This is a genomic window from Chromobacterium sp. IRSSSOUMB001, from assembly GCF_023507765.1.
Classification (GTDB): domain Bacteria; phylum Pseudomonadota; class Gammaproteobacteria; order Burkholderiales; family Chromobacteriaceae; genus Chromobacterium; species Chromobacterium haemolyticum.
Window position 1 is genome coordinate 17,468 of sequence record NZ_JALCYU010000018.1, and the last position, 20,925, is coordinate 38,392.

Annotated in this window: 15 protein-coding genes and 4 tRNA genes; 9 read left to right on the forward strand and 10 right to left on the reverse strand. The window is 62.2% G+C overall.

Going from position 1 to position 20,925, the window contains the following annotated elements; translation table 11 throughout:
- The first annotated feature begins 9 nt into the window (after window positions 1–9).
- From MOV80_RS20150 to MOV80_RS20160, 3 genes are all read left to right on the forward strand, one after another.
- Complete coding sequence (locus tag MOV80_RS20150; protein ID WP_019101806.1) at window positions 10–630, forward strand: L-threonylcarbamoyladenylate synthase; 621 nt, start codon at window positions 10–12, stop codon at window positions 628–630.
- Window positions 631–677: 47 nt separating this feature from the next.
- Window positions 678–1,316, forward strand: coding sequence for a site-2 protease family protein (locus tag MOV80_RS20155; RefSeq protein ID WP_019101805.1), 639 nt, complete (start codon window positions 678–680; stop codon window positions 1,314–1,316).
- 82 nt (window positions 1,317–1,398) lie between these two features.
- The gene (locus MOV80_RS20160; RefSeq protein ID WP_043594592.1) at window positions 1,399–2,595 is read left to right on the forward strand and encodes a tryptophan--tRNA ligase; all 1,197 of its coding nucleotides are present in this window, start codon (window positions 1,399–1,401) and stop codon (window positions 2,593–2,595) included.
- Between the two features lie 668 nt (window positions 2,596–3,263).
- Here MOV80_RS20160 and MOV80_RS20165 read toward each other — a convergent pair.
- The 3 genes from MOV80_RS20165 to MOV80_RS20175 form a co-directional block, all read right to left on the reverse strand.
- Entirely contained in the window at window positions 3,264–3,731 is a 468-nt protein-coding gene (locus MOV80_RS20165; RefSeq protein ID WP_043594590.1) for a YbaK/EbsC family protein, read from the reverse strand.
- 72 nt (window positions 3,732–3,803) lie between these two features.
- Window positions 3,804–4,931, reverse strand: coding sequence for a methyl-accepting chemotaxis protein (locus MOV80_RS20170; protein ID WP_043594587.1), 1,128 nt, complete (start codon window positions 4,929–4,931; stop codon window positions 3,804–3,806).
- A 268-nt stretch (window positions 4,932–5,199) separates the two neighbouring features.
- On the reverse strand, window positions 5,200–5,688 hold the full coding sequence (locus tag MOV80_RS20175) for a winged helix-turn-helix transcriptional regulator (protein WP_019100787.1): 489 nt from the start codon (window positions 5,686–5,688) through the stop codon (window positions 5,200–5,202).
- A 136-nt stretch (window positions 5,689–5,824) separates the two neighbouring features.
- Between MOV80_RS20175 and MOV80_RS20180 the strand changes: the two genes are divergently transcribed.
- The 4 genes from MOV80_RS20180 (at window position 5,825) to MOV80_RS20195 (ending at window position 15,317) form a co-directional block, all read left to right on the forward strand.
- Window positions 5,825–7,132, forward strand: coding sequence for a D-amino acid dehydrogenase (locus MOV80_RS20180; RefSeq protein WP_043594586.1), 1,308 nt, complete (start codon window positions 5,825–5,827; stop codon window positions 7,130–7,132).
- Between the two features lie 2 nt (window positions 7,133–7,134).
- Window positions 7,135–8,202, forward strand: coding sequence for an alanine racemase (gene alr, locus MOV80_RS20185; protein ID WP_043594584.1), 1,068 nt, complete (start codon window positions 7,135–7,137; stop codon window positions 8,200–8,202).
- A 292-nt stretch (window positions 8,203–8,494) separates the two neighbouring features.
- A complete protein-coding gene (locus MOV80_RS20190; RefSeq protein WP_019101775.1) occupies window positions 8,495–10,135 on the forward strand; it encodes a ShlB/FhaC/HecB family hemolysin secretion/activation protein in 1,641 nt (546 codons plus the stop codon).
- A 244-nt stretch (window positions 10,136–10,379) separates the two neighbouring features.
- The gene (locus tag MOV80_RS20195) at window positions 10,380–15,317 is read left to right on the forward strand and encodes a hemagglutinin repeat-containing protein (protein WP_249605443.1); all 4,938 of its coding nucleotides are present in this window, start codon (window positions 10,380–10,382) and stop codon (window positions 15,315–15,317) included.
- A 200-nt stretch (window positions 15,318–15,517) separates the two neighbouring features.
- Here MOV80_RS20195 and MOV80_RS20200 read toward each other — a convergent pair whose 3' ends face one another.
- The 7 genes from MOV80_RS20200 to MOV80_RS20230 form a co-directional block, all read right to left on the reverse strand.
- Complete coding sequence (locus MOV80_RS20200) at window positions 15,518–16,378, reverse strand: pirin family protein (RefSeq protein WP_019101777.1); 861 nt, start codon at window positions 16,376–16,378, stop codon at window positions 15,518–15,520.
- Window positions 16,379–16,590: 212 nt separating this feature from the next.
- Window positions 16,591–17,439: a pirin family protein gene (locus MOV80_RS20205; RefSeq protein ID WP_143330297.1), complete on the reverse strand. Its 849-nt coding sequence runs from the start codon at window positions 17,437–17,439 to the stop codon at window positions 16,591–16,593.
- A gap of 134 nt (window positions 17,440–17,573) precedes the next feature.
- Complete coding sequence (locus MOV80_RS20210; RefSeq protein ID WP_043593865.1) at window positions 17,574–18,257, reverse strand: GntR family transcriptional regulator; 684 nt, start codon at window positions 18,255–18,257, stop codon at window positions 17,574–17,576.
- A 144-nt stretch (window positions 18,258–18,401) separates the two neighbouring features.
- Window positions 18,402–18,477 (reverse strand) — tRNA-His (locus MOV80_RS20215).
- A 48-nt stretch (window positions 18,478–18,525) separates the two neighbouring features.
- Window positions 18,526–18,601: transfer RNA gene (locus tag MOV80_RS20220), tRNA-His, on the reverse strand.
- A 35-nt stretch (window positions 18,602–18,636) separates the two neighbouring features.
- Window positions 18,637–18,713 (reverse strand) — tRNA-Arg (locus tag MOV80_RS20225).
- A gap of 21 nt (window positions 18,714–18,734) precedes the next feature.
- Window positions 18,735–18,811: transfer RNA gene (locus tag MOV80_RS20230), tRNA-Pro, on the reverse strand.
- Between the two features lie 228 nt (window positions 18,812–19,039).
- On the opposite strand from MOV80_RS20230, the gene folD reads away from it, so the two are divergent.
- Window positions 19,040–19,891 (forward strand): bifunctional methylenetetrahydrofolate dehydrogenase/methenyltetrahydrofolate cyclohydrolase FolD, encoded by an 852-nt coding sequence (gene folD, locus MOV80_RS20235; protein ID WP_249605444.1) that lies wholly within the window; start codon window positions 19,040–19,042, stop codon window positions 19,889–19,891.
- A gap of 163 nt (window positions 19,892–20,054) precedes the next feature.
- On the forward strand, window positions 20,055–20,918 hold the full coding sequence (gene purU / locus MOV80_RS20240) for a formyltetrahydrofolate deformylase (protein WP_019100234.1): 864 nt from the start codon (window positions 20,055–20,057) through the stop codon (window positions 20,916–20,918).
- Window positions 20,919–20,925: the final 7 nt, after the last annotated feature.

The window sequence follows — 20,925 nt, forward strand, 5'->3', positions numbered from 1 at the left end:
GAACGCGCCATGGCACAGTTTTTCATGATCCACCCGGATAACCCGCAAGCACGGCTGGTGCGCGAAGCGGTGAAGATCCTGCGCGAGGGCGGGGTGGTGGTTTATCCCACCGACTCCTGTTACGCGCTGGGCTGTATGTTGGGCGACAAGCCCGCGATGGAACGCATTCTGGATATCCGCCAGCTGGACCTGCGCCATCATCTGACCCTGGTCTGCCACAATCTGTCCGAACTGGCCAATTACGCCAAGGTGGACAACAGCCAGTTCCGCATGCTGAAAGCCGCCACTCCCGGCAGCTATACCTTCATTCTGCAAGCCACTCGCGAAGTGCCGCGTCGCACCCTGCACCCCAAGCGCTCCACCATTGGGTTGCGTGTGCCGGATCACAAAGTGGCGCTGGCCTTGCTGGAGGAGCTGGGCGAGCCGATTTTGTCCTGTACCCTGATGCTGCCCGGCGACGGGGAGCCGTTGACCGACCCGTATGAAATCCGCGAGCGGCTGGAGCACGCGGTGGATGCGGTGATAGACGGCGGCTGGTGCGGCACCGAGCCCACTACCGTGATCGATATGACCGAGGGCGTGGAACTGCTGCGCCGCGGCAAGGGTGATCCGGCGCTGTTCGGTCTATAAGCGCCGCCTTTGCCTCACTACACTGTTTTCAACCCACAAGAGACATCATGGGCGATATTAATCTGATCCAGAAAATCACAATTTACGCGCTGCCGGTGTTGTTCGCCATCACGCTGCACGAGGCCGCCCACGCCTATGCCGCGCGCCGTTTCGGCGACAGCACCGCCTATATGATGGGGCGGATGACGCTGAATCCGCTCAAGCATATCGACCCGATCGGCACCGTGCTGCTGCCCTTGCTGTCCGTGACGCTGGGTGGCTTCATCTTCGGCTGGGCCAAGCCGGTGCCGGTCAACTTCGGCGCTTTGCGCAAGCCGCGCGAACATGGCCGGCTGGTGGCCGCCGCCGGGCCCGCCGCCAACCTGCTGATGACCCTGCTATGGGTGTTGTTGTTCAAGCTGGCCATCGGCATGGATACCAGCTATAGCGAACCGCTGGCGCTGATGAGTCAGGCCGGCATTGGCATCAATATCTCGCTGATGCTGCTCAACCTGCTGCCCATCTTGCCGCTGGACGGCGGCCGCATCGTGGAGAGCTTCCTGCCGCCGGGCATGGCCTGGAAGTATTCCAAGCTGGAGCCTTACGGCATGTGGGTGCTGCTGGCCTTGATCGCCACCGGCCTGCTGACCACCATTTTGCGACCGTTCTACGGCCTGATGTACGGCCTGGTGCGCGCTCTGATTTAAAGCGCTCGGTTCGCTCCCATCCTGACGCGCCGGAATTCGTTTCCGGCGCGGTCGCGCTTATTTTCTGAAACGGAATTCAAACATGTTCGCCAACCGCATTCTCTCCGGCATGCGCCCCACCGGCAGCCTGCACCTTGGTCACTACCACGGCGTGATCAAGAACTGGGTGCAGCTGCAAAGCACTCACGACTGCTACTTCATGGTGGCGGACTGGCATGCGCTGACCACCAATTACGACGACGTCTCCATCATCGGCAAAAGCGTGTGGGACATGGTGATAGACTGGCTGGCCGCCGGCGTGGACCCGGAGCAGGCTACTGTTTTCATCCAGTCCAAAGTGCCGCAGCACGCGGAACTGCACCTGGCGCTGTCCATGGTGACCCCGCTGTCCTGGCTGGAGCGCGTGCCCACCTACAAGGACCAGATCGAAAAACTGTCCACCAAGGACCTGGGCACCTACGGCTTTCTCGGCTACCCGTTGCTGCAGGCTGCCGACATCCTGATCTACAAGGCCGGCCTGGTGCCGGTGGGCGAAGACCAGGTGCCGCACATCGAACTGACCCGCGAAGTGGCGCGCCGCTTCAACAACCTGTTTGGCCGCGAGCCCAACTTCGAAGAGTTGGCCCGCGCCGCGGTGAAGAAGATAGGCAAGGGCGGCAAGGAGTTCGACCGCCTGCGCACCGCCTATCTGCAAGACGGCAATGCCGAGGCGCTGGCCGGCGCGCGCGAGATCCTGGCCGCCAGCCAGAACCTGGGCGCTGCCGATCGCGAGCGGCTGTTCGGCTGGCTGGAGAACAAGGGCAAGAGCATTCTGGCCGAATGCGAGGCGATGCTGACCGAGGCGTCCAAGATGCCGGGTCTGGACGGCCAGAAGATGTCCAAGTCCTACGGCAACACCATCACCATGCGCGAAGACCCGGCCACCGTTACCAAAAAAGTGCGGGCGATGCCGACCGATCCGGCCCGCGTGCGCCGCACCGATCCGGGCAGCCCGGACAAATGCCCGGTATGGCAGCTGCACCAGGTGTACAGCGACGCCGATACCCGCGAATGGGTGAAGCAGGGCTGTACCAGCGCCGGCATTGGTTGCCTGGACTGCAAGCAACCGGTGATAGACGGCGTACTCCGCGAACAGCAGCCGATGTTTGAACGCGCTGAGAAGTATTTGAGCAACCCCAAGCTAGTCAAGGAAGTGGTGGCCGCCGGCAACGCCAAGGCCGAGCAAGTGGCGCGCGCCACCATGCAGGACGTCAAGGAAGCGATGGGGCTGGGCTACTGAGCGCCTTCGTCTGGATGGATGCGAAACGCCCGGCTTGCCGGGCGTTTTTCTTGGCATGGCGGACGCCGGCGGCGCGGACCACGCTGTCTTGACTTATCCATCCGCCTCGCCAACAATCCCCGCGTGCCGTCGCAATCTCGGCACAAGTGGGTTTGACAGCTCCAAACTTATCGGCAGACTGCCGCCACCGCGCGGCATTGTCTGTGTCGGCGCACGCGTACATGGCAGGCGCTGGCAGGGAGCTCCTCGTGGGCTACCGGTTCCGATATGCCGGTCTGTCAACCCTGTCAGGCGCCTGCCGCTCCCGTTTGACAGCGGGAAGCAGGCTTAACCCATATCGGAGACCTCATCATGATTGATTCGAATCGCGTTCCGCGAACCTTGTTTTCCCTTGACCCTGACAGTCTGAAAGCCGGCTACCGCCGCGCCTAAGCGCTGACTCCTGGCTGCGCCTGCCCGGCCTGTATGTCGCCGCGCCGCATGGCAAGACGGTGGCGGTGCCTTGGTTGGGATGCGCGGGCGTCTCAATAGCGCGCTGGCCTGGCGTGGCAGGCGGCGGGGATTCCGCCGCGGGAAAGCTTGAGCCGTCGTTTGGCGACAAACGGCGGCTTTTTGCATCGGTTCGGCAGCACGGCTTAGGACGATGCACAGCGGAGCGTAACTGCTTCCTAGACAAAAGCCTGACACACATCCACCCAGTCGGCCTGGGTGATGTGGTGCAGCTGCTGCGGCGACAAGCGCACCGCACTGTGGACGGCGCCGGCGGCCGGCAGCACTTCGTCGTAGGCCTGCAAGGATACGTCCAGATAGATGGGCAGCTCGGTGGCGAGGCCGAACGGGCAGACGCCGCCCACCGGATGGCCGGTGATGGCCTCCACCTCGTCCGGCGGCAGCATCTTGCCCTTGCCGAAGGCGTCCTTGAATTTGCGGTTGTCGATGCGGGCGTCGCCGCGGGCGACCAGGATCACATCGCGGCCGTCGTTCAGGCGGAAGGCCAGCGTCTTGGCGATGCGGCCGGGCTCCACGTCGTGGGCGGCGGCGGCCTCCGCCACGGTGGCGGTGCTGACTTCCAGCTCTATGATGGGGATGTCCAGCTGACGGGCGGCGAAAAACGCCTGGACGGACGCTAAGCTCATGGTGGCCTCAAAGCGAAAGGGTGGAGCGTTTAATTATTCCGCCCCATCCTTCGCTTGTGAAGCGTTTTTACTTCAGTTTTGCCGGGTGATGTCGCTCAGCTTATCGGCAATATCCTGCGAGGTGGCAGCCTGTTCTTCCGAGGCGTTGGCGATTTCCACCACGAAATTGCGCATGGTGTTGATCTCGCCAACGATGGTGTGTAGTGCGGCTTCGGCCCGTTGGAAGTCGCTTTCGGTTGTTTGCACCTGGTCGCGCCCCAGTTCAATGGCGCGGACGTTTTGCTGCACTTCTCCCTGGATCGCACGGATCATGTCTCCGATTTCCTGGGTGGCCTTGGTGGTGCGCTCGGCCAGTTTGCGCACTTCATCCGCCACCACGGCGAAGCCGCGTCCCATCTCGCCGGCTCGCGCCGCCTCGATCGCCGCGTTCAAGGCCAATAGATTGGTCTGATCCGCAATGTCTTTGATCACGTTGACGATCTGGCCGATGGTTTCCGAGCGTTTGCCCAGCGACATCAGGCTGTCGGCGGTTTGGCGAACCATATTGCCCACTTGCTGCATGCTCTGGCTGGTGTCGTTGACGATGGCCACGCTTTTTTTGGCCTCGCCCAGCATGAGGTCCGCGGATTCGGAAGCCGATGAAGTCTGCACCGCGACGTTTTCTATCGTGGCGCTCATCGCTTGCATATTGTCGGAGAGCTCGTTGACGCGCGCCTCCAGGAATTCGCGGCGCTGGTTGCCATGGTCCTGTAATTGTTGGGCGCGGATTTCGGCGGACACGTCCTGGAAACTGGCCATGAAGCAGAGCAGTTGGTCGGGATGGGCGGAGTCCCAGATCGGGAATACCTTGGTCTTGAACATCACCTCGCCTACCGGGATCATGGCGATGTGCTGGTCTATCTTGCGGCTGGCCAGGTCGGCCAGGATGCGGCGGTTGTGCTCCGGATTTTGGTGGAACTGATGAATGCTGTGGCCATGAGCGTGATTGACGTCGACCCCGGCGCGGAATTTCTGGTTCATCATTTCCCGGTGTCGGCCCAGGATGTCGCGCGCGGTCTTGTTCATGTAGAAGATCACGTTGTCGCGGCTGGTGTCGCACAGCATGATCAGATTATCGGCGTGGTCCAGCACGCTTTCCAACTGGCGCACCTGCCGCGCCGTGTCCGCGGTTTTGTCCACCGCTTTCATGAAGCCGAACATCCTCATCTCCCGCCTGCAAACCTGTTGGAGGGCTGCTGCGCGTCCGCGATACGACGTAGAAAACCGCTTCAGAATGCAGATGTACCTTAGGTACGTTCCGCTTCTTCAGCCGTTTTCGTCTCGTCTCGTTCTAGCCCGCGAGCCTTCGAGCAGGTTCTACGTGTTTTTACTCAAGAAACCGCTGCTTGTGGTTTGGCTGAGATGGGAGGGGAATGCAAGACTTTTTTGATTTAAATCAAATGCAAGCCTTGGATTTTAAATGGCTTATTTATTCTCCCAGAGGCAGTAGCAGGGTCTCCTTTACCTCTTCCATCACCACGTAGCTTTTGGACTCCTTGGCAGAGGGCAGCTGTAGCAGGATGTCGCCCAGTAGCTTGCGGTACATCGACATGTCCGGAATGCGCGCTTTGATCAGGTAGTCGAATTCGCCGGACACCAAGTGGCATTCCAGAATTTCCGGGATACGCATGATTTCGCGACGGAAGGCGTCGAAAATATTGCCGGATTTGGCCTCCAGCTTGATCTCCACGAAGACCAACAGCGCCGCGCCCATCGCATGTGGATTGAGGCGGGCGTAATAGCCTTCGATGATGCCGTCGCGTTCCATTCGACGTACTCGTTCGGTGCACGGCGTGGTGGAAAGTCCCACCTTTTCAGAGAGTTCCGTCATCGAGATACGGCCGTTTTTCTGCAGCAGGCGCAGGATTTTCAGATCGGTTTTATCCAGTGCCTTATCGCCGCTTGCGCTTTTCTTCATGTTTTCACTGTGTATATAAAAGTTTGCAGTTTAAAAATCTGTAGTTTAACGCTACTTTGGTGAAAAAACCCAGTGTTTCATTAATATACTACGCAAAATCACTATAGACATGTAGTGCTGCAAACGGAGAGATAAAATGAAGGTGATCGTGCTGGGCGGCGGTGTGTTGGGCGTGTCCACGGCTTGGTATCTGGCCAAGGCGGGCTGCGAGGTGACGGTGCTGGAGCGTCAGGAGGGCGTGGCGCTGGAAACCAGTTTTGGCAACGCCGGCCAGATTTCCCCCGGATACTCCACGCCCTGGGCCGCGCCGGGCATTCCGCTGAAGGCGGCCAAGTGGCTGTTCCAGCGCCATGCGCCGTTGGCGGTGAAGCCGGACGGCAGCTTGTATCAGCTGCAATGGATCGCCAAGATGCTGGCCAATTGTAATGAAGACGCTTACGCGGTCAACAAGAGCCGGATGATGCGTCTGGCCGAATACAGCCGCGACAAGATGAAAGAGCTGCGCGCAGAAACCGGCATCGGCTACGAAGCGCGCCAGGGCGGCACGCTGCAGCTGTTCCGCAGCCAGGCTCAAGTGGACGGCGTCAGCAAGGATATCGCTGTGCTCAAGGAGTGCGGCGTGGACTTCAAAGTGTTGGACCGGGACGGCTGCGCGGAGGTGGAGCCGGCGCTGGCCAGCGTCAAACACAAGCTCAGCGGCGGCCTGCAACTGCCCAATGACGAAACCGGCGACTGCAATCTGTTCACCGCGCGCCTGGCCGAGATGGCGCGCGCCAAGGGCGTGGAATTCCGCTTCGGCGTGACTGTGGACGGCATTGAGAGCAACGGCAAGCGCATTACCGGCATCCGTGTCGGCGACGATTTGCTGACCGCGGATCACTACGTGGTGGCGATGGGCAGCTTCTCCCGCGACATGGTCAAATCGCTGGGCATCGACATTCCGGTCTACCCGGTCAAGGGCTATTCGCTGACGGTGCCGATCACCAACCCGGCCGGCGCGCCGGTGTCCACGGTGCTGGACGAAACCTACAAGGTGGCGATCACCCGCTTCGATGATCGCATCCGCGTCGGGGGCATGGCCGAGTTGTCCGGCTACGATTTGTCGCTGAACCCGCGCCGTCGCGAAACGCTGGAAATGGTAGTGCGCGATTTGTACCCGAATGGCGGCGACATCCCGGCCGCCAGCTTCTGGACCGGCCTGCGTCCGATGACGCCGGACGGCACTCCCATCGTGGGAGGCACTCGCTTCGCCAATCTGTCGCTGAACACCGGCCACGGCACCCTGGGTTGGACCATGGGGGCCGGCTCCGGCAAGGTGCTGGCCGACATTATCACCGGCGCCAAGCCGGAGATCAGCCTGGATGGCCTGTCCATGCAGCGCTACGCCAAACAGGGCGAAACCCTGGTGGTGCCGGCGGCTCGTCCGGCCGTGGCGGGCGCTTGAGCATGCGGCCGCTGATCGCCGCCATTCGCACCCAATACCTGCGCGACAACTACCTGCTGGCTAAGCGTCAGCATGGCGGGCGGGTATTGGCGGTGCTGAAGGCCAATGGCTACGGCCACGACGCGGCGCGTTGCGCCCAGGCGCTGGCCGATGTAGCCGACGGTTTCGCCGTAGCCTGTCTGGAGGAAGCGTTGCAACTGCGCGCCGCCGGCGTGAGCGCGCCCATTCTGCTGTTGGAGGGCGTGTTCGAGGCGGCCGAGCTGGCCGAGGTCGAGCGCCACCGGCTGTGGCTGGTGGTGCAGAGCGAAGAGCAACTGCGCATGTTGGAAGAAGCGCAGCCGGCCGCGCCGTTCCGAGTCTGGCTGATGCTGGACAGCGGCATGCATCGCGAGGGCTTCCTGCCGCAGCATTACCGCGCGGCCTGGGAACGGCTGCAGGCCAGCGGCAAGGCGGAGAGCATCGTCAAGATGACCCACTTCGCCCGCGCCGACGAGCCGACGGTGCCGATGACGCTGGCGCAAATCGAAACCTTCGACGCCGCCACCGCGGGCTTGCCGGGGGAGGAGAGCGTGGCCAATTCCGCCGGCATCCTGTGCCATCCGCGGTCGCGTCGCGACTGGGGGCGTGCCGGCATCCTGCTCTACGGCGCCAGCCCTTTGCCGGCGGGTTTTCCGCAAGGCGATGCGTTGAAACCGGTGATGCGGCTGAGAAGCCGGATCTTCAGCGTGCGTGAACTGGCCGCCGGGGAGCCTATCGGCTACGGCAACAACTTTGTCACCGATCGGCCTACTCGGGTGGGCCTGATCGCCGGGGGCTACGCCGACGGTTATCCGCGGCTGGCGTCCAGCGGCAGCCCGGTGGCGGTGGACGGCCGCCGTTCGCGCATCATCGGCAGGGTGTCGATGGACATGATCACCGTGGACTTGAGCGACTTGCCCGCCGCGGGCATTGGCAGCGAGGTGGAGTTGTGGGGGGATACGGTATCGGTCAACGAGGTGGCCGCCGCCGCCGGCAGCATTGCCTATGAATTGCTGTGCAATATCAAGCGCGCCCACTTTGTGTTCGAATAAGTTTTTTCTGATCTTCTGAAAGATATTTCATAATCAAACGACTAAGAGGAAAGCCCGGCCACTGGCCGGGTTTTTTTATTTATATTGCATTTTGTGTTGCGCTGATGCCGCAAGGCTGGCATCAAGGCTGGGTAATAGTGTCATTATTTGATAATTATTCTCATTAGTCTGGACGCGTCATGGAATTTCTGTTTTCCTTTATTTAAAAATAGTTACGAATCCGATGATGATTAAATATAAAAACCCATCTCCAGCCCAGTTCTGGCGGATGGCGGGGATCGTTTGTTGGGGCATGACGGCGCAGGCCGCGGAAGTGCCCGGCATGTCTGGCAGCATGCATCAGCAAATGGAAAACGATTCGCGGCGCCTGTTGCAGGACAACAGCCGCCGCTTCGACGCCATCATCCAGCAACATCGGCTGCGGCAAATGCAGCCGGACAGCAATATGATGCGGCGGCCGCAAGCCGCGGACATGAGCGAGCTGGATTGCCTGCGCGTCAAGGGCGTGCGTCTGGCCGGCATCAAGCTGCTGAGCCGTAAGGAAGTGGCTTCTCTGGGCGAACTGGCCAGCGATTGCCTGAACAACGAGGAGCTGAACCGCTATAGCCGCGCCTTGACCCAGCTCTATCTGAAGAAGGGCTATATCGCCGCGCGCGTGGCGGCCGAAGGGCCGGACGAGCAGGGCGTGCTGACCTTGCGCGTGCATGAAGGCAGGGTGGAGAAAATCGTCAGCGACGATAGTCGCAGCAACCCGGCCACCTTGTTTCCCGGCGTGGTCGGCCGGCCGCTGAACATCCACGACGCCGACCAGGGGCTGGACCAGGCCAACCGGCTGCCGTCCAGCAAGGCGACGCTGGATATCTTGCCCGGCGAAACCGTCGGCGGTTCCATCCTCAGTTTGCGCAACAACAAGGATGCACCCTGGCGCTTGAGCTTCAACGCCGACAACACCGGCCGCGACAGCACGGGCCGGGTTCAGGCTGGCCTGGGTCTGTCCTGGGACAGCCCGCTGGGTTTGTCCGACTTCGTCAGCGTGTCGGCGCAGCGCACCAGCAACGACAACGCGGTGCGGCATAGCCGCAGCGAATCGCTGTTTTACTCTCTACCCTATGGCTATTGGACTTTCAGCGCCTTCGCCAGCCGCGCAGATTATCTGAACCCGCTGCAATTGCAGTACAGCGCGGTGAATTTGTCCGGCCGCACCGCGCAGAGCGGCCTGCGAGTGGACCGGGTACTGAGCCGAAGCCAGGACCAGACCACCTCGCTGATGGCGCAACTGACGCACAAGCGGGTGCGCAATTACTTTCTCGACAGCGAGATCGAGATCACCAGCCCCACGCTGAGCGTGGCCGAGCTGGGTTTGTCTCGCTTGCAATTACTCAGCGGCGGCGTGTTGATCGCCGACGCCGGCGTGCAGCGCGGCACGCGCTGGCTGGGCGCCAGCGCGTCGGACCCGCGTGCGCCGGACGGCCCCAATCCGCAGTTCACCAAGTGGAAGGCTTCGCTGAATTGGTTTCAAAGCCTGGGTCTGCCCGGCGGGCCTTATCAGCTCAACAGCGCGCTAACGGGGCAGACCAGCCGTGACTATCTGCCCGGCGTCGAGCAGATGGATGTGTCCGACGCCAGTGCGGTGCGCGGTTTCCGCCGCAATACCCTGGCCGGGGAAACCGGCTGGTCTTGGCGCAACACCTTGTCGCGTCGTTTCGAGGCGGCCGGCGTCGGCGTGACGCCGCGGATTGGTCTGGACGGAGGCAGGGTGCTGCCGCATCGCTCGGTTCAGCAGTGGCAAAGCATTGCCGGGGCCAGCCTGGGTCTGGCCTTCAGCTATCGCAAGGCCAGTCTGGATCTGGAATACAGCCGGCCCTTGTACAAGCCCGCGGGTTGGCAGCAGGAAGGCCATCAGCTGTTCGCCAGGTTTGCATTGTCCTGGTGATGCTTTTGGTATTTATTTTTCGACATGGAAATTTTTTGAAAGAATTTAACCGCGAAAGCGACTAAGCGATATTGGCAGTATTTCATTTGAATTGATTTAAAAAGAGACGTAGATTCGAAATCAAACGCATGTTTCATTGGATGGGCCCGGCTGGCAGGCCGGCTCAGCCCGCGGAACATGGGTTGTCTGGAAAGACGGTTTTGGACCGAATCTGCTTGTTCTCTGAATGAACGGGACTCAAATCATGAAGAAAAAAATAAATTTCGGCTTATCGGTAACGGGGAAAGTCGCCGCGGCGCTGACACTGGCGTTTTGGGCGGTGGAGGCCGCGATGGCGGCCGGCATCGTCGCCGGGGGCAACGGCGCGCAGCCGCAAGTGAGCAACGCTGCCAACGGCGCGGCGGTGGTCAATATCGTGGCGCCCAGCGCCGCGGGTCTGTCGCATAACCAGTACCAGGATTTCAACGTCGGCAAACCGGGCGCGGTGTTCAACAACTCCGCCGTTGGCGGGCAGTCGCAATTGGCCGGCCAGCTGGGCGCCAACGCGCTGCTGGGCGGACGCGAAGCCAGCGTGATCTTGAACGAGGTGATCAGCCGTAATCCGTCCTTGCTGTTGGGCAAGCAGGAAGTGTTCGGCAAGGCCGCCGACTATGTGCTGGCTAACCCCAACGGCATCACGTGCAGCGGCTGCGGTTTTATCAACACCCCGCGCGCATCTCTGCTGGTGGGCAACGCCAATATCGAGAACGGGGCCATCGCCTCCCTGCAGGCGGCGATGAACGGCAACGCGCTCACCGTTAACGGCGCCGGTCTGAGCGGCGTCAATGTGTTGGATTTGATCGCGCCGCGCATTGATGTGCGCGGCAATGTGGCCGCGCGCGAGCAGCTTAATGTCCGCGCCGGCTTCAACTTGGTGGATTACCAAGGCAAGGACGCCAAGGTGCTGCGCAGCGACAAGGCGCCTGAGGGCGTGGGCTCGCTGGATAGTGTGTTTCTGGGGGCGATGCAGGCCGGCCGCATCAACATCATCAGCACCGCGGACGGCGCGGGCGTCAATGTGGGCGGTAGCCTGAACGGCGCGCAAGAAGTGTCGGTGGAGGCGCGCCAGGGCAAACTGGCGCTGGAAGGCGCGCAGATCCGCGCCAGCGAAGGCAAGGTGGCTTTGGCCGCGCGGCAAATAGACAGCCGTGGGCGGGCGGAAACCTCCACCGCTCAAGACAGCGGCCACGACGAGAGCTGGTTCATCTGGAAAACCGGCGAGACCAATACCGCCAGCAATAGCAGCGACACCCGCATCAAGCGCAGCGTCATCAGCGCGCGCGACGATGTGACACTTAGCGCCGGCGACGCGGCGACCTTGGCCGCCACCGACATCAGCGGCCGCAATGTGGCGCTTAGCGGCAAGGATCTGACGCTGGATAGCCAAGTAGCGGAAAGCGCGTCCAGCAGCAGCAATCACGCCTGGAAAAATTCTTGGGCGTACAACCGCGACCAGAGTGAAACCAGTCAGCGTCAGGAAGGCGTGCGCATTCGCGCCGAGCAGGATGCCACGCTGATCGCGGCGGCGCCGGCGGCGGACAATCAGGCGGCGGACGGCGCGCAGCCGCGCGGCCAGATCGCCATTCGCGGCGGCAGCGTCAGCGCTGGCCAGGACATCCGTTTGCAGGCCGACGGCGGCGTGAAGCTGAGCGGGGTGACGGAAACCGACACCCGTAGCGACCGGGGCAACCGCAAGAACGACGGCGCCAGCCTGGAAACAGGTTCCTGGGACAACGCGTCCACCGAACAGCGTCTGGCGCAAAGCCAGCTGCGCGCCGGGCGTGATCTGGATATCCGCGCCCGCGGCGATATTGACGCCAAGGCGACCAAGCTGGCCGCCGGCCGCGACGCCTCCCTTGACGCGGGCGGCGCGCTCGGCCTGGGCGTGCAGCAGACGACAAACCAGAATAGCCAGCGCAACGACCAGGTTTACTGGGGCGGCATCGGCGGCGGGGGCAACCGCGACAACGGCAAGACCGATACCGTCAACACCGGCAGCGATCTGACCGCTGGCGGCAAGCTGACGCTGCGCGGCGACAGCGTGGCCATTGCCGGCAGCCGCGCCCGCGGCGAGCAGAATGCGGTGGCGGTGAGCCGCAACGGCGACATCAGTATTGATAGCGTGGTCAATCAATCGCAAACCCGTACCGATCAGCGCAGCGGCACCGCTTTCAACATCACCAAGAGCAGCAGCAAGGGCAATGCCAGCCAACAGCAAGCGGTCAACGCCGAGCTGAAGTCCGACACCAATCTGACCATCCAGTCCGCCAAGGACGTGGCGATCAGCGGCAGCCAGGTGCGAGCCGGCGGCGAATTGAACGTAACCGCCAACGGCGACATCAAGGTGGCGGCGTCGCAGACCCGCGACACGGTCGAGAGCAAGGATACCGAGCTGGCCTTGCGCGGCGTTGGCGAGGTCACCGGGGACAAGCAGTACCGCGGCGGCGTGCGCATCGAGCACAGTAGCAGCAGCGTGGACCGCGACGCGACCCAGAACCAGGCGGCGACGCTGTCCGGCGACAAGGTGGCGCTCAACGCCCAGGGCGATCTGACGGTGACCGGCTCCAAGCTGAACGCCGGCGCCGGCGGCGCGGCCCTCAGCGGTCAGAACGTCAGCCTGAACGCGGCGCAGGACACCGTGAAGGAAAGCAAGAGCAGCAGCGTCACCGGCGGCGGCATCTATATCGACGCCGGCCTGGACAAGACCGGCGTGGCGCTGGGCGTGGACCAGAAGAACAGCCGTAGCCAGTCCGAGAGCAGTACCGCCCAGGTCAGCGCCATCAGCTCCAAGGGGGGTGTCAGCATCGTAGCCGGAAACGGCGACGGCGAAATCCGCAATCAGGGCACCCAGGTCAAGGCTGACGGCGACATCAAGCTGGCCGGCGGCCGCATTGACAACCAGGCGGCCAACAGCACCCAGAAAACCACTACCGACAGCAGCCACTGGGGCGTGGAAGTGGGCGTCAACGCCGATTACGGCGGCGTGACCCGTCCGTTGGTGGCGGCTGGTGAAAAAGTAGCCAAGGGCGATGTGATCGGAGCGGCCGGCGCCGCAGGCGATTTGGGCGCGGCCAATCTGGGCGTGGATCTTGGCGTTAAGGCCGGCGTGGGCACTGAGACCCGCCAGTCCAGCACCGCGCAGGCCAGCAGCCTGAATGGCGGCAACATCAAGGTGGACGCCAAGGCCGGGCTCACTGACCAGGGGACCCAGTACCAGGCCGGCAACACGGTAGAGATCAAGGCGGATAGCCATCAGTTCACCGCCGCGGCCAATACCCAGAGCCAGAGCGGCAGCAAGACCGAGGCGGATGTGGGCGTGCGCGTCTACACCACCACCGGCGAGGACGTGAACGTCAAGGCGGCAGGAAGCGGCAGCACGGTGACCAGCGCTTCGTCCAGCTCCACCGCGGTGACCGGCGGCATCCGCGCCGGCAACGGCGTCAAGGTGGAGGTGGACAACAACGCTGCTTATCAGGGCGTAGCCATCGCCGGCGGCAAGGGCGCGGCCAGCGTCAACGCAGGCGGCGACCTGAGCTTCACCCAGGCGAACAACACCAGTAGCAGCGAGCAGCGCACCGTGGGCGGCAAGGCCAACCTGGCCATCACCACCAGCCCGATCGAAGGCGGCGGCAAGAATGTCGGCGGCAGCGGCGGGGTGGCGGTGAACGTGGACAAGCAGCAAGCCAACTCTAGTGTCGCCGTGACCGGCGGCGTGGACGCCGATGCCGGCGTGGCATTGACGGCCGGGGGCAAGCTGGCCCTGCAGGGCGACAAGATCGCCAGCCGCGGCGACGTGGCGCTGAAGGGTGGCAAGGTGGAGTTCAAGGCAGCCGAATCCAGCGCCGACAAATCCGGCAGCGAGTGGGGCTTCGATGTCAAAGCCGGCGGCAGCCAGAGCAACGGTCAAGAGAAGGCAAGCAAGGGCTTCAACGTGGGCGCCGGCGGCAATTACGCCAGCACCGACGAGTCCAGTCGCAGCCAGGCAGGCGGCAGCGTGATCAGCGGCGGCCAAGCCAGCGTAGAAGCCGGCAACGGCGGCGTCCGCCTGAGCGGCACCCAGTTGCAGGGCGACAGCGTCAAACTGGACAGCCAGGGCGATGTCCGCCTGGAGTCGGCGCAGTCCAGCAGCCAGCGCAACAACTGGAGCGTGGCCGGCAATATCGGCGGCGGCAACAAGGCCAGCAGCGATAAGGAAAACGGTCAGATCAAGCCTGACAGCACCAAGAATGTGCATGACGTCAAAGCCGGTCTGGAGGTGAAGGTGGACCAGCAGGACAAGCTGAGCAACGCCAACGCCGCCGTGACCGCCAAGCAGCAAGTGGAGCTGAACGTCGAAGGCAATGCCACCCTGGCCGGCGCCAATGTCAGCGGCAAGACCGTCACCGGCCAGGTGGGCGGCCAACTGGCGCTGGAAAGCCGTCAGGACCGCGACAATAGCGTGAAGGTGGATGTGTCGCTGGGCGCCAACAGCTCCAACGGCAAGGAAGCCAGCCTGGTTGACCAGGCCGCCGACAAAGCCGGCCCGCTGAAGGACAAGGTGAAAGAGAAGGGCACCGAGCTGGTCAACGCCGCGTCCGACAAGGTGAAGGAGAAGTATGAACGCTTCGCCTTCAACAAGGGCCTGAAGGAAGACACCACTAATGCGGTGAGCTTCAACGTCAACAGTGAAACCGTCACCCTGCCCGAGCAGCCGATTTCCGGACCGGCCAAGTCCGGCACGCTGGACACTCTGGCGCGCAAAGGCGGCAATACGCTGAAGGACAAGCTGTTGAATGCCCAGGACAAGGGCACCGAGCTGAAGGCCGATGTGGACGTCAGCGTCAAACGCGACAACTCGGTGGGTACCGTCACCGGTATCGCCGGCGCAGACGGCGTGACGCTGCAAGTGGGCGGAAAGACCCAGCTGACCGGCGCGACCGTTTCGTCCGCCAACGGCAAGGTGGACCTGGGCGAATCCAAAGTGGAAACCACCGATATCGCCACTGAGCGCTACAACGGCGGCGGCGGGGTCAAGCTGAACAGCACGCCGTCCGGCATTCTGAAACAGGCTGTCAGCGACGTGACTTCCGGCAAGGCGCCGCTGATCCGCGCCGAACATCAGAATACGTCGACCGTGGTACAAGGCGGCATTCAGAGCAAGTAAGGCGTTCGATCCAAGCGAAAACCCCCGTCAGGAAACTGGCGGGGGTTTTGTTTTGGGGCTGTTCCCTTAGAACGTGTTTCCGATCTCGCGAGCAAGGGCGAGGCAAGGCGAAAACGGCTGAATGTACACACGGCACATGAGCATTTTGAAGACGTTTTCAATGCCGTATCGCTGAAGCGTAGTAGATCGTAAACAGGTTCTCACAGGGGAATGAACTCCGTCTCCCCCGGCACCATCGGGAAGCGCTGCGCAATCCAGTCCGCGCGCGCCTGAGCCAAACGATCGCGGTTGCTGGACACGAAGTTCCAGTCCAGATAACGCGGGCTGGCCGGCGGCGTGCCGCCTAGCAGCATTACCCGGCTGTCGCTGAGCGCGAGCAGTTCGCCGCCTTGGCCGGTTTGCAGCAGGCCCAACTGATTGGAGCCCAGCGCGGCGCCGTCCACGTCCAACTCTCCGGAGGCGACATAGGCGGCTAGTTCGTCCACGCCTTCCGGCAGCGTCAACCGCGCGCCGGCAGGCATGACGGCGCTGGCGTAGAACACCGGCAGCGGATAGGCGACCGGCGAGAGCCGGCCCCAGCCGGCGCCGATCAGCAGATTCAATTCCACCCCGGCCTGGTTCCAGCGCGGCAAATCCTCGGCCGGATAGTGGGCGAAGGCGGGTTTGCATTCTTCCAGTTCGTCCGGCAGCGCCAGCCACAGCTGCATGCCTTCCACCGCCACGCCTTGTTGGCGGATGTCGGCCGGCACCCGCTCGGAGTGGGTGATGCCGCTGCCGGCGGTCATCAGATTGACCGCGCCGGGCTCGATGCGCTGCACCGTGCCCAGGCTGTCGCGGTGCATCATCGCGCCGGAGAACAGATAGGTGACGGTGGCCAGGCCGATGTGAGGGTGGGGCCGCACATCGCCGGCGCTGCCTTCGGCGGCGAAATGGGCCGGACCCATGTGATCGAGAAATACGAAGGGGCCGACCCGGCGCGCCTGGCGGGTGGGCAACAGGCGGCGCACCGGAAAGCCGATGTCGCGGTCCAGACTGACGATGGTTTGAGTAAGCAGCGGCATGGCGGCTCCAGGCAATGAGTTGCGTTTAGGGGGTGTTCAAGTCTCGCTCGCGAAACTTTGAACGGGTTCTTAGGACGTGTTTACGATCTCGCGAGCTAAGGTGAGACAAGGCGAAAACAGCTGAGGAAGCGGGGTGTACGCATGGTACATGAGCATTTCGAAGTTGTTTTCAACGCCGTATCACCGACGCGCAACAGATCGTAAACAGGTTCTTAGAAACGTCCGTCGCGGAAATCAGCTATGGCTTCTTCCACTTGCTCGCGGGTATTCATCACAAACGGCCCCCACTGGGCGATGGGTTCGCCCAAGGGCTTGCCGGCAATCAGCAACAAGCGGCTGTCGATCTCGGCGCGAACGCTGACGCCGTTGCTGCCGTTGCGATTGTCCAGCACCGCCATCTGTCTTGCCTTGACGCCGCGTTGCTGTGCACCGACGGCGACCTCTCCCTGGTAGACGTAGATGAACGCGTTGTGGCCGGAGGGTATCTCCAGCGCCTCTTCGCCTCCGGCGTCAAGATGCAGATCCAGATAGAGCGGTTCGGTGAGCTCGCGCTCCACCGCGCCGGCCTGGCCGCGCCAACGCCCGGCGATCAGCCGCGCCGCGCCGTCGGTCGGGGCTGTTGGAATCTCGGCGGCGGGAATGTCGCGATACCACGGCGCGCACAGCTTGCGTTCCGCCGGCAGGTTCAGCCACAGCTGGAAGCCATGCATCAGGCCGTCTTCCTGTTCCGGCAGTTCCGAATGGACGATGCCGCGGCCGGCGGTCATCCATTGCACGCCGCCGGGTCCGAGCAGGCCTTCGTTGCCGGCGTTGTCGCGGTGGCGCATGCGGCCCGCCAGCATATAGGTGACGGTTTCGAAGCCCCGGTGCGGATGGCTGGGGAAGCCGGCGATGTAATCGCCGGGATTGTCGGAGCGGAATTCGTCCAGCATCAGGAATGGGTCCAGCCGTCGCTGCAGATCGGCGGTGAGCACGCGAAGCAGGCGCACGCCTGCGCCGTCGGTCACCGCTTGGCCGTCGACCAGGCGCTCCGCTTCCCGGCTGATGAAAGAGTGTTGCATGACCATGTCTCCCTGTGGGGCCGGACTCGCGTCCGGCGGTTGGCATGATCGGATTATTACGCGCCGCCATGGCGCTTGATAGCGCAAAGAATTGCGCGCCAGGTTCAAATAATTTGAAGACGGAGCGGCGGGTTTCAGCTCAAGGCGTTCTGCGGGCTTTGGTTGCGCAGGTAGTCTTCCAGGGCGTGGCCGGCGGACAGAATGTGAAAGCGGATGAATTCCGCGGCTTCATCGGCCTTGCCTTGGCGTGACAGCTCCAGCAATTTGCTGTGTTCCTCGTGCGCCCGTTCCATGGTGCGGGTGAACAAGATCTGCATTCGGGTGTAGCGGTCGGTTTTATTGTGCAGTTGCTCGATCAGCGCCAGCGTGTTTGGCCGCTTGGCGGCTCGGTACAGCGCAAGATGGAAGCGAGAGTTCAACTCGCCCCAGTGGCGCACGTCGTTGTTGCGCAGCGCTTGTTCGAATTCGCGCAGGGTTTGCTGGGCCAGATCGTGATCGGCCTTGGTGTGACAGGGGATGGCGGCTTTGAGAACCGAGCCCTCCAGCATCGCGCGGATTTCCAGCAGTTCCAGCACGTCTTCCAGCGACAACTTGGACACCAGTGCGCCCTTGTGGTCGATGATCTGGATCAGGCCTTCGGCTTCCAGCTGGCGCAGCGCCTCGCGCACCGGCACCCGGCTGACGCCGTATTCATTGGACAGCGCCTCTTGGCGCAGTTGTTGGCCATCGGCGAATTCCCCGGAGAGAATGCGCTGGCGCAAGGATTCGGTTACGGCACTGGTGAGCGTCTGGCGCTTGATCGGCTGCATGGTGGTCATGGTGGTGGGTGTCGTCGTCAGTCAAGCGGTGTCATGCAAATGTATTCGATTATACGGAGCTTGAACTGTCAGACAAGGCCCAAAACTGACCTTATGAGTCGCAAAAATGAAAAAACCCGGCGTTTGGCCGGGTTTTTTAAGATTTGGGGTGGATGATGGGGCTCGAACCCACGACAACAGGAATCACAATCCTGGACTCTACCAACTGAGCTACATCCACCGCCGAAAGCGGTGAGCCGACGCCATGAGGCGGCAACTTGAAATAGGGTGGGGTGGATGATGGGGCTCGAACCCACGACAACAGGAATCACAATCCTGGACTCTACCAACTGAGCTACATCCACCACTGAAAAACGACTGCATTGTACCACAACTACTTTGGCGCGCCCGACAGGACTCGAACCTGTAACCCCCGGCTTAGAAGGCCGGTGCTCTATCCGGTTGAGCTACGGGCGCTCAGGTCGGGTTTGCCTCGTCTGGTCGGGGCGGCGGGATTCGAACTCGCGACCCCCTGATCCCAAATCAGGTGCGCTACCAGGCTGCGCTACGCCCCGACGACAGAGACCGCAACTATACGGATGGCGATTTAGGCTGTCAACACCTGTTTGCAATTAAATTGCGGCCGTTCTGGGGCGCAATATTGGCCGCGTGGCGGAGGAGGTGGCAGTTCCCTTTATTTATCTTGATGTTAAGTAAGTTTTGTTGCGCAGCGGCATTTCGGAAGCGGCCGAAAAATGCGAGAATATGCGCCTTCTTTTTCAGCTTCTTTATGGAACCGGCCCATGGCAGCACAACTGATTGACGGCAAAGCGGTAGCGGAAAAACTGATCGCCCAGGTGGGCGAGGGCGTGCAGGCGCGCCTGGCCGCGGGCAAGCGCGCCCCGGCGCTGGCGGTGATTCTGGTGGGCGAGGACCCGGCGTCCGCGGTGTACGTGGGCAGCAAGAAGCGCTCCTGCGAGAAAGCCGGCATCCGTTCCTTGGCCTACGACTTACCGGCCGGCACCAGCCAACAGGAACTGCTGGATATCATTGATCGCTTGAACGCCGACGCGGATGTCGACGGCATTCTGGTGCAGCTGCCGCTGCCCAAGCAGATTGATCCGCAGGCGGTGATCGAGCGCATCGATCCTAAAAAGGATGTTGACGGCTTCCATCCCTACAATATGGGCCGGCTGGCGATCAAGATGCCCTTGCTGCGGCCGTGCACTCCTCGCGGCGTGATGACGCTGCTGGAAGAGTATGGCATTGATCCCAAGGGCAAGAAGGCGGTGATCGTCGGCGCCTCCAATATCGTTGGCCGTCCCCAAGCCTTGGAAATGCTGCTGGCGCGGGCCACGGTGACGGTGTGTCACAGTGCCACCGCCGATCTGGCCGCTGAAGTGGCCGCGGCCGACATCGTTGTGGCGGCGGTGGGCATTCCTAACTTCGTCAAGGGCGAATGGATCAAGCCGGGCGCGGTGGTGATCGACGTGGGCATCAACCGGCTGAACAGCGGCAAGCTGTGTGGCGACGTGGAATTCTCTTCGGCGGCCGAGCGCGCGGGCTTCATTACCCCGGTTCCGGGCGGCGTGGGGCCGATGACGGTGGCTACCTTGCTGCAGAACACTTTGGATTCCGCCAATATGCACGCTTGAACGGCGCGCCCGTTCCGTCAAAAACGCCATCGCCGCAGCCGCGGCGGCGGCGTTTTTGTTTTATCGACGGCATTGGCGACAAACGCTTGCAAACAAAGCAAGACGCTGGCGGCCCGGCTATCGTAAAATCGTCCGTTTTAGTTCGCAGTAAGCAAATCCGATCATGAGTCAAGACAAGCAATCGGCCACGCTGTTGATCAGCGCGCCGGACAAGAAGGGCCTGGTGGCGGCGATCGCCAACTTCCTGATGACCTACAACGCCAACATCATGCACGCGGACCAGCATCAGGACACCAGCGAAAACCTGTTCCTGATGCGGGTGCAGTGGGATGTGAACGGTTTCACCCTGCCGATGGAGAATTTCGCCGCCGCCTTCCAGCCGATTGCCGACGAGCACGCGATGAATTGGAAAGTGTCGCTGTCCACTCGCAAGCCGCGGATGGCCATCTTCGTGTCGCAGTACGAGCACTGTCTGGTGGACCTGATGCACCGCTGGCGCATCGGCGAACTGGACTGCGAGATTCCGCTGGTGATTTCCAACCACGAAACCTGCCGCAGGCTGGTGGAGTTCAACGGCATCCCCTTCCATGTGATCAAAGTCACCAAGGACAACAAGGCCGAGGCCGAGGCCGAGCAGTTCCGTTTGTTGGAAGAAGCCGGCGTGGACTTCATCGTGCTGGCGCGTTATATGCAGATTCTGTCGCACAAGTTCGTTGAGCGGTATCCGGACCGGGTGATTAACATCCATCACAGCTTTTTGCCCGCCTTCGACGGCGCCAAGCCCTACCACCGCGCTTTTGCGCGCGGGGTCAAGCTGATCGGCGCCACCAGCCACTATGTGACCGAGGATCTGGACGAAGGCCCGATCATTGAGCAGGAAGTCACCCGCATTTCTCATCGCGACGAAGTGGACGATTTGATCCAAAAAGGCCGCGATTTGGAGAAAGTGGTGCTGTCGCGCGCCGTGCGCTGGCATATGGACAACCGCGTGCTGTCCTATAACAACAAGACGGTAGTCTTTGACTGAGAGCGGA

Coding starts and splice junctions, on each gene's coding strand:
- MOV80_RS20150 (WP_019101806.1), top strand. CDS start 10: ATGGCACAGTTTTTCATGATCCACCCGGATAACCCGCAAGCACGGCTG.
- MOV80_RS20155 (WP_019101805.1), top strand. CDS start 678: ATGGGCGATATTAATCTGATCCAGAAAATCACAATTTACGCGCTGCCG.
- MOV80_RS20160 (WP_043594592.1), top strand. CDS start 1,399: ATGTTCGCCAACCGCATTCTCTCCGGCATGCGCCCCACCGGCAGCCTG.
- MOV80_RS20165 (WP_043594590.1), bottom strand. CDS start 3,731: ATGAGCTTAGCGTCCGTCCAGGCGTTTTTCGCCGCCCGTCAGCTGGAC.
- MOV80_RS20170 (WP_043594587.1), bottom strand. CDS start 4,931: ATGTTCGGCTTCATGAAAGCGGTGGACAAAACCGCGGACACGGCGCGG.
- MOV80_RS20175 (WP_019100787.1), bottom strand. CDS start 5,688: ATGAAGAAAAGCGCAAGCGGCGATAAGGCACTGGATAAAACCGATCTG.
- MOV80_RS20180 (WP_043594586.1), top strand. CDS start 5,825: ATGAAGGTGATCGTGCTGGGCGGCGGTGTGTTGGGCGTGTCCACGGCT.
- alr (WP_043594584.1), top strand. CDS start 7,135: ATGCGGCCGCTGATCGCCGCCATTCGCACCCAATACCTGCGCGACAAC.
- MOV80_RS20190 (WP_019101775.1), top strand. CDS start 8,495: ATGACGGCGCAGGCCGCGGAAGTGCCCGGCATGTCTGGCAGCATGCAT.
- MOV80_RS20195 (WP_249605443.1), top strand. CDS start 10,380: ATGAAGAAAAAAATAAATTTCGGCTTATCGGTAACGGGGAAAGTCGCC.
- MOV80_RS20200 (WP_019101777.1), bottom strand. CDS start 16,378: ATGCCGCTGCTTACTCAAACCATCGTCAGTCTGGACCGCGACATCGGC.
- MOV80_RS20205 (WP_143330297.1), bottom strand. CDS start 17,439: ATGCAACACTCTTTCATCAGCCGGGAAGCGGAGCGCCTGGTCGACGGC.
- MOV80_RS20210 (WP_043593865.1), bottom strand. CDS start 18,257: ATGACCACCATGCAGCCGATCAAGCGCCAGACGCTCACCAGTGCCGTA.
- folD (WP_249605444.1), top strand. CDS start 19,040: ATGGCAGCACAACTGATTGACGGCAAAGCGGTAGCGGAAAAACTGATC.
- purU (WP_019100234.1), top strand. CDS start 20,055: ATGAGTCAAGACAAGCAATCGGCCACGCTGTTGATCAGCGCGCCGGAC.